The organism is Polaromonas aquatica (assembly GCF_042659145.1).
GTDB classification, from domain to species: Bacteria; Pseudomonadota; Gammaproteobacteria; order Burkholderiales; family Burkholderiaceae_C; genus Polaromonas; species Polaromonas aquatica.
The window spans coordinates 552,525-566,123 of the sequence record NZ_JBHSRS010000018.1 but is presented as its reverse complement, the minus strand read 5'-3'; the positions used below and the strand labels follow the sequence as shown (position 1 = coordinate 566,123).

Annotated in this window: 14 protein-coding genes; 5 read left to right on the top strand and 9 right to left on the bottom strand. The window is 55.5% G+C overall.

The window, feature by feature from the left end; genetic code table 11:
- Positions 1-33: 33 nt before the first annotated feature.
- Positions 34-441: a PPC domain-containing DNA-binding protein gene (locus tag ACFQND_RS11130; protein WP_371438624.1), complete on the bottom strand. Its 408-nt coding sequence runs from the start codon at positions 439-441 to the stop codon at positions 34-36.
- A 220-nt stretch (positions 442-661) separates the two neighbouring features.
- Here ACFQND_RS11130 and minC point away from each other — a divergent pair, with 220 nt between their 5' ends.
- From minC to minE, 3 genes are read left to right on the top strand one after another with little or no spacing between them, the layout of a single operon-like run.
- Complete coding sequence (gene minC, locus ACFQND_RS11125) at positions 662-1,435, top strand: septum site-determining protein MinC (protein ID WP_371438608.1); 774 nt, start codon at positions 662-664, stop codon at positions 1,433-1,435.
- A 57-nt stretch (positions 1,436-1,492) separates the two neighbouring features.
- Positions 1,493-2,308, top strand: a complete 816-nt coding sequence (minD, locus tag ACFQND_RS11120; protein ID WP_371438609.1) for a septum site-determining protein MinD — start codon at positions 1,493-1,495, stop codon at positions 2,306-2,308.
- A 6-nt stretch (positions 2,309-2,314) separates the two neighbouring features.
- Positions 2,315-2,578 (top strand): cell division topological specificity factor MinE, encoded by a 264-nt coding sequence (minE, locus tag ACFQND_RS11115; RefSeq protein ID WP_371438610.1) that lies wholly within the window; start codon positions 2,315-2,317, stop codon positions 2,576-2,578.
- A gap of 41 nt (positions 2,579-2,619) precedes the next feature.
- Here minE and ACFQND_RS11110 read toward each other — a convergent pair whose 3' ends face one another.
- The 4 genes from ACFQND_RS11110 to ACFQND_RS11095 form a co-directional block, all read right to left on the bottom strand.
- A complete protein-coding gene (locus ACFQND_RS11110; protein ID WP_371438611.1) occupies positions 2,620-2,961 on the bottom strand; it encodes a carboxymuconolactone decarboxylase family protein in 342 nt (113 codons plus the stop codon).
- A 598-nt stretch (positions 2,962-3,559) separates the two neighbouring features.
- Positions 3,560-4,759 (bottom strand): metallophosphoesterase, encoded by a 1,200-nt coding sequence (locus tag ACFQND_RS11105; protein ID WP_371438612.1) that lies wholly within the window; start codon positions 4,757-4,759, stop codon positions 3,560-3,562.
- A gap of 471 nt (positions 4,760-5,230) precedes the next feature.
- Positions 5,231-5,458, bottom strand: a complete 228-nt coding sequence (locus ACFQND_RS11100; protein ID WP_371438613.1) for a hypothetical protein — start codon at positions 5,456-5,458, stop codon at positions 5,231-5,233.
- 146 nt (positions 5,459-5,604) lie between these two features.
- Complete coding sequence (locus tag ACFQND_RS11095) at positions 5,605-5,985, bottom strand: VOC family protein (protein WP_371438614.1); 381 nt, start codon at positions 5,983-5,985, stop codon at positions 5,605-5,607.
- Positions 5,986-6,201: 216 nt separating this feature from the next.
- Between ACFQND_RS11095 and ACFQND_RS11090 the strand changes: the two genes are divergently transcribed.
- Both ACFQND_RS11090 and ACFQND_RS11085 read left to right on the top strand, forming a co-directional pair.
- Positions 6,202-6,978, top strand: coding sequence for an HNH endonuclease (locus tag ACFQND_RS11090; RefSeq protein WP_377413432.1), 777 nt, complete (start codon positions 6,202-6,204; stop codon positions 6,976-6,978).
- A 46-nt stretch (positions 6,979-7,024) separates the two neighbouring features.
- Positions 7,025-7,435, top strand: coding sequence for a very short patch repair endonuclease (locus ACFQND_RS11085; protein WP_371438615.1), 411 nt, complete (start codon positions 7,025-7,027; stop codon positions 7,433-7,435).
- A 2-nt stretch (positions 7,436-7,437) separates the two neighbouring features.
- Here ACFQND_RS11085 and ACFQND_RS11080 read toward each other — a convergent pair whose 3' ends face one another.
- The 4 genes from ACFQND_RS11080 to ACFQND_RS11065 all read right to left on the bottom strand — a co-directional run bounded on the left by ACFQND_RS11080 (position 7,438) and on the right by ACFQND_RS11065 (position 13,579).
- Entirely contained in the window at positions 7,438-9,141 is a 1,704-nt protein-coding gene (locus ACFQND_RS11080; protein WP_371438616.1) for a response regulator receiver domain, read from the bottom strand.
- Complete coding sequence (locus ACFQND_RS11075) at positions 9,134-12,073, bottom strand: ATP-binding protein (protein WP_377413428.1); 2,940 nt, start codon at positions 12,071-12,073, stop codon at positions 9,134-9,136. The genes ACFQND_RS11080 and ACFQND_RS11075 overlap by 8 nt, the downstream gene beginning before the upstream one ends.
- A gap of 20 nt (positions 12,074-12,093) precedes the next feature.
- Positions 12,094-13,197 (bottom strand): DNA cytosine methyltransferase, encoded by a 1,104-nt coding sequence (locus ACFQND_RS11070; RefSeq protein WP_371437376.1) that lies wholly within the window; start codon positions 13,195-13,197, stop codon positions 12,094-12,096.
- 133 nt (positions 13,198-13,330) lie between these two features.
- A complete protein-coding gene (locus ACFQND_RS11065) occupies positions 13,331-13,579 on the bottom strand; it encodes a DUF3297 family protein (protein WP_371437375.1) in 249 nt (82 codons plus the stop codon).
- Positions 13,580-13,599: the final 20 nt, after the last annotated feature.

Below are 13,599 nucleotides of genomic sequence, written 5' to 3'. Positions count from 1 at the left end.
ACACCTCTTTGCAAAAATGCGTTGACCCGAACCCTACAAACGCCGCGCCACCAGCTCCTTGAACCCGGTACCGGCATCCAGCGCACGCTCAAACGACCAGCCCGGCAACAGCGCCAGCACAATCTCCGCCGTGGTGCGCACCACACAACCCGGCATCACATGGCCGCCGCTCACCCGGCCCCGGGCATCCGCCACACTCGCATGCAGGTGCACACCGCCCACACCCAGAGTGCCCGACAACGTGAGCAACTCCAAGGCTTCGACCCGCAAAAGGCCTTGTGGTTCCGCCGCGTAACGCAGCACCGCCTGCGACAGGCTGCCCACCGCCGACACCACACAGGCCGCTGCCGGTGCACCAGCGGCGTGCAGGTCCCGGAAAGCCGCTTCCAGCGCGCCGCGCAGGTCGTCCCCGGGCTGCAGACGCAGCACATGCACATCCAAAGTCATGGGCCGGCTCCTGAAAACAAGTTGTTCCCGCTATCGTCCCACAGTTGCCGCGCCGGCGCTACGCTGCACGGCGTTTCATTCCCTAACAACTGCGTCATGCCCCGCTGTTAAGATTTGAAGCTTTTCAGGCTACCGAAAAACCGTACGCCCAACCCGTACCCCCATTGCGCCCCATGTCTTTTTTCCCGCGCTGTACAGCGATGCTTAGCACCTCATGACCGTCGCCCTCCCGGCCAGCAGCCCCGCCACCTTCGAAATCAAAAGCGCCAACCTCCCGCTGGTAGCGCTGTTACTCAAATCCACCGACCTGGCCGCGCTGGCGCGCGAGCTGGCGACACGCTTTGGCGACATCCCCGACTTTTTTGACAACGACCCGCTGGTCATAGAACTGTCGTCGCTCGCAGCCGACGCAGGCGCCATTGACTTTGCCGCACTGGTCGCCATGATGCGCCCCTACCGCGTGGCACCCATCGCGGTACGCGGCGGCAGCCCGGCACAAATGGCCGCCGCACTGGCCGCCGGCCTGGTGGCCGCGCCGGACGCACGCGTCAGCGCCCCCGCACCAGCCCCCGAGCGCGCCGCTCCCAAAAGCAGGGCCGCCCCGGCAGAAGCGCCGCCAGCACCAGCACCGGGCGCACTGGTCATAGACAAACCGCTGCGCTCCGGCCAGCAGGTCTACGCGCGCGGGCGCGACCTGGTGGTGCTGGCCATGGTCAACCCCGGCGCCGAAGTGATTGCCGATGGCCACATCCATGTCTACGCGCCACTGCGCGGCAAGGCCATGGCCGGTGCACGCGGCAATGCCGACGCGCGTATTTTTTCCCTGTGCCTGGAGCCGGAACTGATCTCGATTGCAGGCATTTACCGCACCAGCGAAAACCCCCTGCCCGATGGCGTCTGGGGCCAGCCTACGCAGGTCCGCCTGGTGCCCGGCCCGGAAGGCGACAAGCTCGTCATGGACCCGATCAAGGTCTCCGGAAAAGCATGATGCCCCCACGCCGGCCTGAACCCTCTACCTACTAATTCTTCAAAGGACTTTTTACCCATGGCAAAAATCATCGTGGTTACCTCCGGCAAGGGCGGCGTGGGCAAAACCACCACCAGCGCCAGCTTTGCAACCGGCCTGGCCCTGCGCGGCCACAAAACCGCCGTCATCGACTTTGACGTCGGCCTGCGCAACCTCGACCTCATCATGGGTTGCGAACGCCGCGTGGTGTACGACCTGATCAACGTGATCCAGGGCGAAGCCAACCTGAACCAGGCGCTGATCAAGGACAAGCAGTGCGACAACCTCTTCGTGCTGGCCGCCTCGCAGACCCGCGACAAGGAAGCCCTGAGCAAGGAAGGCGTCGAAAAAGTCCTGAACGACCTCGCCGCCATGGACTTTGAATACATCATCTGCGACTCCCCGGCTGGCATTGAAACCGGCGCGCTGCTGGCCATGCATTTTGCCGACGAGGCCTTGGTCGTGACCAACCCCGAAGTGTCGTCAGTGCGCGACTCCGACCGCATCCTGGGCATGCTGTCGAGCAAGACCAAGCGCGGCATGGAAGGCGGCGACCCGATCAAGGAACACCTGCTGATCACCCGCTACAACCCCAGCCGTGTTGACCAGGGCCAGATGCTCTCGCTCGAAGACATCAAGGACATCCTGCGCATCAAGCTCATCGGCGTGATCCCCGAGTCCGAGTCCGTGCTGCAAGCCTCCAACCAGGGCGTGCCCGCTGTGCACATGACCGGCAGCGACGTGTCCGAGGCTTACAAGGACGTGATCGCCCGCTTCATGGGTGAAGACAAGCCGCTGCGTTTTATCGACGCCCCCAAAACCGGCTTCTTCAAACGCGTCTTTGGAGGCAAGTAAAACGCCATGGCTTCATTTTTATCCTTCCTGCTCGGCGAGAAGAAAAAGACCGCCAGCGTCGCCAAAGAGCGGCTGCAGATCATCCTGGCACATGAGCGCTCTGGCCGCCAGGGCCACGAGCCCGACTACCTGCCGGCGCTGCAGCGCGACTTGATCGCGGTGATCTCCAAGTACATCAACATCAACCCGAACGACATCAAGGTCAACCTGGAGCGCCAGGACAACCTGGACGTGCTCGAAGTCAAGATCGAGCTGCCCGACGGCAAATAAGCCCAACCCCCGCCGCTGGCCGGCGGGGTGCTTATATTGAATTAACTGCCCTGGTGCGCGTGCACCGCATCCATCACACGCGCCGAATACACCATGGCCGCGCCCGCATTCAGGGCCACGGCCACGCCCAGGGCCTCGGCGATTTCCTCGCGTGTTGCACCGGCCTTCAGCGCCTGCGCCGTGTGCACGGTGATGCAGCCATCGCAGCGCGTGGTCACCGCCACAGCCACCGCAATCAGCTCGCGCGTCTTGGCGTCCAGGTGCGCGGTTTTCTCGCCCGCGCCCGACAGCATCTGGTAGCCCCTCAAGGTGTCCGGGCTCAGGCGGCCGATCTCGCCTATGCGGCCCATCAGCTCTTTTGCGTATCCAACCCAATCCAGCATGGCGTACTCCCGAGTTAGAGGCCGAACACGGCGTCCCGCCTTAAGAGCCTGTTTACGATCTATACGGGGTCGCGTTGGGGTGCAATCGGGATGAGTGTGCTGTCCGGGCATGCCGCATGGGCTCATGCCCATGCAAGGGCCTGGGCGGCGCAATCGCCCGATTTCACCCCAACCCGAAGGGCAAGTACCTTCTCGGGCGGTCTGCAGCGTTGCGCTGCTTGCCAATAACCAGTTATTGGCGGCGCACCGCGCCTTGCAGCCCATCCCGACAAGGTGCTTGCGCGACTCCGTATAGATCGTAAACAGGCTCTGGTATCAGTATGGCCCGATCTACGGCTAAAGCCAAGGGCTGCGGAGCGCAACAGACCGGCGAGGTTCAAGCTGGTGAAGAAGCGAAAATCGCTACCAAATTAATAGCTATCCGCGCGCACTAGACGCCGGCCAGCGGCCTGTTTGCAACAAAAATAACGAATCGGCGCTCACACCGTTCGGGCTGAGCTTGTCGAAGCCTTGCCCCTCACAACCAGGCCCTTCGACAGGCTCAGGGCGAACGGTTTACAGGGTGATCTGCGTAGCCACGTAAAACCACTCGCCAGGCTCAGCCCGCGACCAGCCGCAGTTGCGTGATCTCCGAAGGCGCACCAAAGCGTTTGGGCGGGCCCCAGTAGCCCGTCCCCCGGCTGGTGTACACCCACAGGTTTTGCAGCTTGTGCAGGCCATTGGTAAACGGCTGCTGAAAGCGCACAAACAAATTCCAGGGGTAAAACTGCCCGCCATGCGTATGGCCCGACAGCTGCAGGTCAAAACCCGCCCTGGCGGCCGCCGCCGCACTGCGCGGCTGGTGCGCCAGCAGCAAACGCACAGACGCGGCCAGTGGCGAGCCCTCCAGCGCCGTTTGCGGGTCGCTGCGGTGCGCTTCGTCAAAGTGGTGCGCGCTGTAATCCGTCACGCCTGCCAGCACCAGCGGCGCCATGATGTGTTCATCCTCCTGCGGGTCACCCAGGGGCGTCAGCGCCGTGTGTGCCGCCTTGCCGTGGTGCAGCACCACATGCTCGTTCATCAGCACCGTCAGCCCCAGCCTGCGCAGCTCGGCAACCCAGGCATGCGCGCCCGAGTAGTACTCATGGTTGCCCGTCACAAAAAAAGTGCCGTGGCGCGACTTCAGGCCCGCCAGCGGTGCCACATGCCCGGCCAGCTCGGCCACCTTGCCGTCCACCAGGTCGCCCGTGATGGCCACCATGTCGGCGCGCAGCCCGTTCACCCTGTTCACGATGCGCTGCAGGTAAGCACCCTTGATGGTCGGCCCCACATGGATGTCGCTGATCTGCGCCACCGTAAAGCCCTGCAACGCCGAAGGCAGGCCCCTGATCGGCACATCCACCCGCACCACCGCAGGCGTGCGCCGCGCGTTCAAAAAGCCCAGCAAGGTCACCAGCAGGGCCAGCACCGGCACGACTTCGGCAGAGGCCGTGCGCCACTGCGCCAGCGGCAAGGCAAGCGGTGTCAGGGCATCGGCCAGCCACAGCAGCAGCAAGGCCACGTCACGCAACAGCGTTAGCACAAACAGCGACGAGAACAAACCCATCAGCAGCAGGCCCACCCAGCTCAGGCGGTCCGCCCAGGGCTGGCGCACCACACGGCTGCCCAGCAGGCCCAGCGGCATCAGCAAGGTCGACAGCACCAGCACCACGAGCAGCAGCACCTGCCCCTGCGGGTACGCACCCAGCCCGGGCAGCACACGCCAGCCCACATAGGCATGCAGCAGCGCCATCAGCAAAAGAATCGGATAAAAGTTCATGGAGTCCTGTGGAATCCCGGAGGGCTTCCGTTGAAAGTGGGCGCTACGGCCGCCGTCTTCAAGAGACGGCTATGAAACACGTTGAATGCCGCAGCAACACATCGTCAATCCGCTATTGTTTCAGGCGCTGCCCGCGCCCGTGTTTGTAGGGACTCTAAAGTAAAAATACCTAAGCAAAAACCCGAAACATATAAGCAATCAGCCCGTAGTCTGATGTATCGGCAACTGACCGCTTGAGTTACACACCGGGGCAAGGAGCGCAAATCAAACGCTATCAATTTGGTAGCTGGTCGCGCGCGGAACACGGGGGCCAGCGGCTGATTTCATTAGAAAATGCCGCCTGCGGCGTCTGAATTTGCCCTGAGGCCGGTTTGAGCGCTACTGTTTCGATAGCTGCTTGCGCTTGCTACACGCCGACTGAGGGCCTGTTTGCCATTAAAAACACCAGGCCAGGCCTGTGAAGCACCCTTTTCAACGACGCGGCAGCAATCCCAGCGAATAAGGGTCACCGGCCACAGCAGCGCTGCCGGGTGCGTCGCCAGCCCGCTGTTGCAGCGTGATGCCGGCCTTCCTGCTCGTCGCATCCATCACATCCGGATCAGAAGCCACCCCCCAGGCCATCGCGGTGGTCAACACCACCAGGGAAGGAATGGCCCGCAGGTAACGCGGACGCAGCAAAAAGTTCTGAGGCTTTGCCATGCTTGACTCCTTGTCGAAAGACACAAAAGTCCATCCTGCATCACCAGCACCGCAGCTCTGCGTCTGCCACGTTGCGCCTGGTAAGCAAATGCCTCAAGCCGCGGCTGGCGCGGGTTTCGGGGGCATGGCTTTACATGCCGGGCGCTTCAAGTCGCCTGCACATCCCAGAACATCGCCTCGATCTTGTGCCCGTCCAGGTCACGCACAAACGCACCGTAATACTGCGGCCCATAATGCTCACGCGGCCCAGGCGCACCATCACCCTGTCCGCCCATCTCCACCGCCTTGGCGTAGAAGGCATCCACCTGGGCTTTTGATGTGGCCAAAAATCCAAAGTGCGAGCCATTGCCCACAACAGCCTTGCCGCCATCATGCGGCACCTGCAGCCAGAACTCCGGAAACGCCCGGCCATAAGCCGCAGCGCCGGGGTGTTCCATCACCACACCAACACCCAGCGTGCCCAGCACAGCGTCATAGAAGGCCTTGGCGCGTGGGAAATTGTTGGTGCCCACGGAGACATGGGACATGATGCTTTCGGGGAGCGGGTGAGGTGTTAGGCATGCTCCGCGTTCATTAGAGTTTTGGGGATGAAGAAACCCCTGTGAGCGGACCTTCTAATTCTTCGATATAACGTCTCATAGATCGCACTCACAACTGAGTTGATCAGAGGAAATTAGCTCAGTTATGTCTCGTGGCCATCACGCTCATGTTGATCAATTCTTCTTCTATTCCGAGGGAACTTTATGGCCAACTCTCCCAATCACTGGACAAGATCTGAGATTCTGGCAGCGATTTATTTATATACAAAGCTCCGTTTCGGACAACTTGATCACCGCAATCGCGACATCATCCAGCTCGCAAATTGGTTAGGCCGGACTCCCAGCTCGGTATCCATGAAGCTAAGCAATCTGGCTAGTCTTGACGAACGAATAGTTGAGAGCGGTCGCGTCGGACTAAAAGGGGCTTCGACCTTAGACCGAGAGATCTGGGCCGAACTAGATGGCAACTGGGACGCTACTATCCGCGAAGCCGGTGAGATCTACGACAAACTTGCAACAAGCCACGGTGAAGAATCGGACATAGATCTACTCGACGAAGTAAAGTCATCTATCGCAACTACACGCCTTAGCACAATTGAAGTCCGTACCACTCAGGCTAGGTTCCGAAGGTCCGTTCTTACAAGCTACAACGCGACGTGCTGCATTAGCGGACTAAGCGACGCAAAGTTGGTTGTCGCAAGCCACATTATCCCTTGGAGTAAAGGCATTCATGACCGCATGAACCCGCGCAACGGCTTATGTCTCTCCGCGCTACATGACAAAGCTTTTGACCGCGGCTTAATTACCGTGCTCCCGAATCTGAGAGTATGCGTGTCTAGTACGCTTAAAAACCATACGGATCAGAGCCCTCTGATGAAACTACTTCTCTCCTGTGATGGTCAGAGAATTGTGAAGCCAGATCGATTCAGCCCTAGGGAAGACTTTCTGACATGGCACGCAACCGTCCATGGGTTCATCTGATGGCGCGCTCTCGGATGAACATTAAGTGACAGGACATTCCACATCCATGGATCGCCTTACTAACAAACAACGCAGTACCTTAATGCGAAAGGTTCGCACAAAACACACGGCACCAGAACTAATCGTGCGCAATACTCTCCATCGGCTTGGATATCGGTATGCCCTTCACAGTAAACGCCTGCCGGGAACCCCCGATATTGTTCTTTCCTCTCGCAAAAAAGTGATTCTGGTGAATGGCTGTTTCTGGCATGGCCATTCTTGCCCGCGTGGAGCACTCCCGAGCTCAAACCATGACTTCTGGTGCCTAAAAATTAAGAAAAACAAAAAAAGAGATTCAAGCCAAATACGTGCTCTGGAGAATCTTGGCTGGGCAACTCTTGTCGTATGGGAGTGTGAAACGAAAGTCGATCTCATTATGGCCTTGCAATTTCGCCTGATCGCATTTCTCGAGAGCTAGGCTCACCGAGGGCGATTTACGTAATCAACCCCGATTCTCGCCCGCTGTTGTCCAGATTCGGCAAGAATGCGATTTGCGTAATCTTTCCTCAGCATGCCAACGACTTCGAAGTCCACATTATTGGTAGTGGGCTTTCCGTCGCCATCTACCCGTAATACGCGGGCCGAAAAGCTAGCGTTCTCAATTCGACCTTCCTTTTCGACTAGCATCATTTCCAATCGCATCTGCCTAGACTTCGAGTCCACGATTTCAAGCGCGATGGGCTTACCGCCTTCAGATAAAAACAAATGACGGCAGTGAGTCGCATCTTGAAGCAGCGTCCCTACTGTGACTGATTGCCGTATGGGATTTAACCGCGCGGCAGTGATCGGAAGCAAGGGCTTCATTTCTCCATCCCACCCAGTTGCCTGCCCCGGCACCAAATCGCAAGCAGGTGACGAACAAACCCAATAGTCCCAAGTGCCATTTATCAGACTACGAAACACCACCCCTGTGCTTATATAGTCATCTACATGAGGCTCGGAACACAAATGTTCATTTAGCGCATGAAACACCACGATCTCGTTAAGAGATTCATCTCCAGCCATAGTTGCCGCCTGCAATAGTGGCGTAACTCCAGCCATAGGCTCAAATACTTTGGAGCCGAACTCACTAATTGAGGTACTGATAGTATTAACAAGCCGACCGAAAATGCGGTCATACAGTTCTTGCAAATGCGTTCTGCGTATCTCTGCCGTTTCACCCAAAAGTATTCGCAATATCCAACCCGCTTGGCGTCGTGAAGACTCAAGAACCTTTTCATCGGGCAAACGCCCCGCCCGTTCCAGTGCCGCCCTCGCATGCACCATCATGACTTGTAGCGCTGGAGGATTCCACGCAACTAGAGCTGAACGCAAACGCTCTACTAATACAGCTGGCTCGTCCTGTTTGTTAACGACAACTACAAATACATTGCCCTGAGTCACCCAGAAAGATTCGTCTTTCTTTCCAAAACTGACCCTAGCGCCTTGTTGTTTTGCCCTCCTTGCAACAACGTCCGGAGTTACACGCGTCTCCATTGCCAGTTGACATAAGACGTTGATGACAAGATTTTGCAAATCTCCCGTGGCAGCTCCTGCTTCTTGAATGGCTTTGCGTAACGCGTTCGAATCTCCGTTCGGCTTCTTTCCGTATAAAAAATTATCAAGCACAGCCGTATTCAATTGCACGCTGATAGTTCGCTCAATATCCGGATCTAAGTCCTCAAGCCATTGAACTCCATTTTTAAATTTGTCCGCATCCAATGTGACACCGGCGCCAAGGCTGAAGGCCACCTCCTGGACAACGGATGGAGGCTCAGCAGCCGTATAGATGATCACTAGATTCATATGCTCTGATTGAGCAAGCTGCTGCAATATCTGGAGGGCACGCGCCGGATCCTCTTGCTTAGCGGGGTCTAAGTGAAAGTCGACCACCAGCAAGTCCGATTGATGCAAGTGACTTATCCGCTCCTGATCTTTATCAGACGCGCCATTGTCAACATCGCAAAGCCAGCCTTTGCCACGGCAAAAATTGAAGAGCTTTGCCGCTCGATCGCTGTCTTGCGATGCCGCAGGCGCTTTGTCGACTATCTTCGAATAGATCGGAAACTGATCATCAACGAGTAACGCAAAGCGAATGGGCGCAATGAATGCCTCTTCTATCAACTCAAGAGAAACGTTAGGCATCAAACCCACTCCTCAACGTGATCTCAAAATTTGCACCTGAGAGCTCCTTTTTAGCTTGGTCAACAACGTAGTCGATTTTGTGTCCGCCTGCCGCCAAAGTCTGCCGACAAAGATAAAGCCCGACTCCTCTGCCACGTGTTCGTCGACTAAAAAACAGTTCAAATAAACTTGGAATGTCCTCTGGGTCAATGCCCCGACCGTTATCACTAACCATCAAAGTGTCGTGTCCTGCGGAAAGAAGAATTTCCTTACTACCAGTCAGTTCTGACACCCAATAAATTGCGTTATTCACCAAATTGATAAACACCGGAAATATTCGCGACGGAAACTCGAAAAATGCCGCGTTAGAAAACGCGTCCGTAGCCCGCAAAGTAATGCCTTGCTCCGACAGAAGTGGGCCGAAAAACTCCACCAAGTAAATTTCAATATCTATTCCGGAAATTTTCTCCCGCGTATCCCCGCCCGCAATTTGCATCTGCGAAAGAAATCGCAATCGTTCTACAAGCTCTTTTCTTGCCGCTTCAGCAGTTTGAAATGCGGACAATCCTCTAACAGACTCAGGCAAAGCTTCTAAACTTGCAGCAAGGCGGCGATCCAATGTGTGAAGCTCGTGGCTAAGTATTTCCACGCTGATGCCCACTTGAGCAAGGCTTTGAACCTGCTCGAGCCGCCGTTCGAGCGTATCTCCGTGAGCTGCGGCATAAGCAAGAGCACCGTCTAAATCAAGACCCTCTGATAGCTGTTTCATGGCCCTGTGATAGGGCTCATATACCTCCGAGAACCTAAGAAAAAGACGCTCACGCGTCTGATCCATTTCCTCTATGGCCACCCTGAGCGGCGTGACTGCAGCTTCCACGCCCTTTAGCAACGACGCCGTTTCTTTGTAATACTCTTTTGCATCCTCATCGACTTTGTCTCCAATCCGCTTGAATTCGCTGCGCAAGAGAGTTTCTATTTCGCGACGCCACTTTCCCAGCTGATCCGTTATTGCTTTTTGGTTTCGGCTTAATTGCGATCTCGCGACATCGATAGCTGGCTTTGCATTAAGGCGTGAGGCGGCCTCCGTCCATAGTTCGCGCAGCCCATCTACATGGGCCGCCATTTCAGCATACCGATCACGGTAGTCTCGGTATACGTCTTCAAATTTTCCTAGCTTTTTCGGTTTCGGTGGAACACGTAAAGAGGCGCGCTCGCTCACGAGCTCATCTACCTCACCGTTTAAGTTCCAGACAGCATTTGCGCTTCCAATATCAACAGCAACATCGAGCTTGGCGCGTGTCGCTTTGGACTTCGCCAGTGCAACGTCGAGCCGCGCGGATTGCTCTCTAACGATCTGCCTAAAGCCCGCGAGTTGCCTACTTTGGGTTTTCTTTGCCGCCTCCGCAGCGGCATCGTTCTCCGCCTCAATCGCGGGTAAGAGTTCTTTTCTTACCGGTGAGTCACCGCCAAAATAACGCCGAGCAGTAACCTTCAGCAACTCAATCATCAAAATCTGGATTGCTCTACTCGCCGTGTTATCAATCAAACCTTCTCGGCCAGCCTTATCTCGCAGATTTGGGTTAGCGGCACGTGAAATCGCGATTCTTCCGAAAAGGCGCCGGTTAGCCCAAAACTCGCGCCCGGCCTGCGACTGCCTTCGCTCTTCTATCTTAAAAAAATCGTTCTCTGGTCGCCCGTAAGGCATAACGCGTAGGCCATCGCGATAGATACTGAGACCCGAATGCGTTTGAGCTCTCTCTACAACGCTGGCATGAATCTCTGGCCGAAGAATCGACGATCTGGCAACGGGTTCAAACGCACCAATCACAAGCGAAAATGCGCCGATGCGATCCTTAGAACTAGTAGGTTGTAGTTGCGGGGGAGTCAGCTCTACTTTCCCAATATCCTTTCCAAAAGCTTTGACTCTTCCGTGAAAGATGCCCTCCTCATCAAAGGCGCCTTCCAATACGTGATCCAGGCTGTGCAGAAATCCAATTCCATAGCCCGCTTCCCTACCCACCACAACATTTTTTTCCGTCGCGGTGTGCACAATAACCTTGTAATCTAAGACGTCATCTACCTGATCGTCGTATGGGTCGGAGAAGCCACTTAACGTTCGAACTAAAGATGCACGACTCGACTGCTGTGCATCACTAGGAACGGTTCCTTGCCCAGGCACCCATGCAGTCAGCGCGCTGTTTAAGTCAAACATCACCAAAGCGGTCCCTGCCGGACAAGCGCCGCTCCATACGGGCCAATCCCCCAACTGCAACTCAACATCCCAGGTAAGTTCAGCGAGCGTTTTGATTTGAGTAGAGGTGGTCAGCGTACGAGCGTCTTGACTAACCTCATGCTCATCAAATCTTCTCCATGCGTCTCGCAGACGCTCTGCTCGATCAGGATTACCATCTTCCGGCGAAAGATTTTCGACGATCGAGGCTCTGAGTTGAGGCAGCAGTACCTTAAGGTCTTCGCGCGAAGAAAACTCCACAACCGGTAGACGAATGTCCTGTAAGAACACATAAGGATTTTCAAACAGCCGCCAGTCAACCAAGCAAGCGACAAAGTTGTTGTTGCGCTGCTTAGATAGAACCAGAACAGCGGAACCGAGCGCGGCCACCGATAGTCGCCCTATCCCCTTTTGTCCTTGCTTCGGGCGTTCTGATAAACCCTGCCGCAAATTCTCAGCCACCAAGGCACCAGCAGCTTTTGACTCCGTTCCCACAACGAGCCAACTTTCAATGAACTGAGACATGCTCATGCCGTGGCCATCATCGGCAATCATGGCTGTTGGCGGCAGCCCCTCGTAAATGTGAAGCGCTACCTGCCGAGCATAGGCGTCATAGGCGTTTTTCCACAGTTCACTAATCGCTGTCGGGACGTCAGCTATCTGTTCACGTCCGAGATGATCGATCGTCCTCGCTCGCGTTTGAAACGCGATTGCACTCACCATAGTCGCCTCCTCCTGTTATATCAACTTTCTTTTCTTCTTAACCCTTTAGCAATTCGACGCAAAAGTACAGCTCCCAGTTTTATTGGAACGGCATTGCCAATTTGTTCACCTGCGGAAATCAGTCCTCCTTGAAAGACGAACCAATCCGGAAATGTTTGAAATCGCGCAGCATGTCTGACAGAAATTCCATGATTCTGCGAAGGATGTAAAAATCGTCCCTTTGAGGGATTGATACAAGCAGTGGTCATCGTTGGTGCGGGCTGCGAAGGATCGATCCGGCCATACACGTCTTTGTGACCATCGTGGTCTTTATGACAAGGAAGCACTCTATTCGACTGTGAGCGGCTTCCTCCGTTATGAGGTGTTGATTTGAAAACCTCAATCATTGCGACTGTGTGTTGCATATGAAAGTTATTCTTATCGTTTTTCTTAACTGATTTTTTGAACACAGTTTTCGCGTTTATCCACGGTTTCAGACTACCTGTCTTCGCCGCCTTATCACCAGAATAAGTTGCTTTCGGTGGCCAGACAATATCTAGCTCGACATCACTGCGGACCCCCAGAATGAAAACTCGCTTCCGACGCTGAGGCACACCAAAGTCGCGTGCGTCAATAACAACCGGGTCCTTAATCACATATCCAGCCGCCTTACCAGCCAAATAGAACTCATCTAGGAAGTCCTTGTGTCTTTCCCAAAGTATTCCAGGTACGTTTTCCATAAGGAAAACCTTTGGTTTGAGTTCTTGCACAAATTGGAAATACCGAAGAATTAGTTTATTTCTTGGATCGCCAATACCTGCACCTTTTATTCGATGCACAGAAAATCCTTGGCAAGGTGGCCCCCCCAAAACGACATCGCAACCCTTGCTGTCCGGAAAATGTGTTTTAGCAATTTCTACGGGATCCAGCTGCAGAATGTCGCCTTCATACAGAGTCGTGTCATTCGCTGTATTCAAATTTTCGCGGTAGGTCTTACAGGCGTTGCTATTTAATTCAACAGCAGCAACGACGTGAAAACCAACATTTGACGCTGCAAGCGAAAACCCGCCTGCACCAGCAAAAAGATCGACGCATGTGAGAGGCGGCTCATCGAGGTTGTTTTTCTTCTTCTTTTCAATCGCCATTTCTTAACCCAATAAAACAAGGTCCTTGGACATCAATGCATAAGGCCAGAACCAGATGGTCACAGCGCCACCGTCGAGCAAACTAATCTATGACTCTAAAGTTACTTCATAGCGATTAATCGGGTCCTCGCCTCTACCTATAAAACGCCTCAACCCGCCCCTTCAACTTGATCGTCAATGGGTTCCCCTTACGGTCCACCTTGTTGCCCACGGGCACCTTGATCCAGCCTTCGCTGATGCAGTACTCCTGCACGTCGTTGCGCTCCTTGTCGTTGAAGCGGATGCCCACGTCATGTTCAAAAATGGCGGCAACGTGGTGCGGGCTACGCTCGTCGGTTGACAGGTGGTCGGGCAGCGCGGGGCGTTCTGTGGTGTCGGTCATGGTCAGGTGAAAAAGAAAAC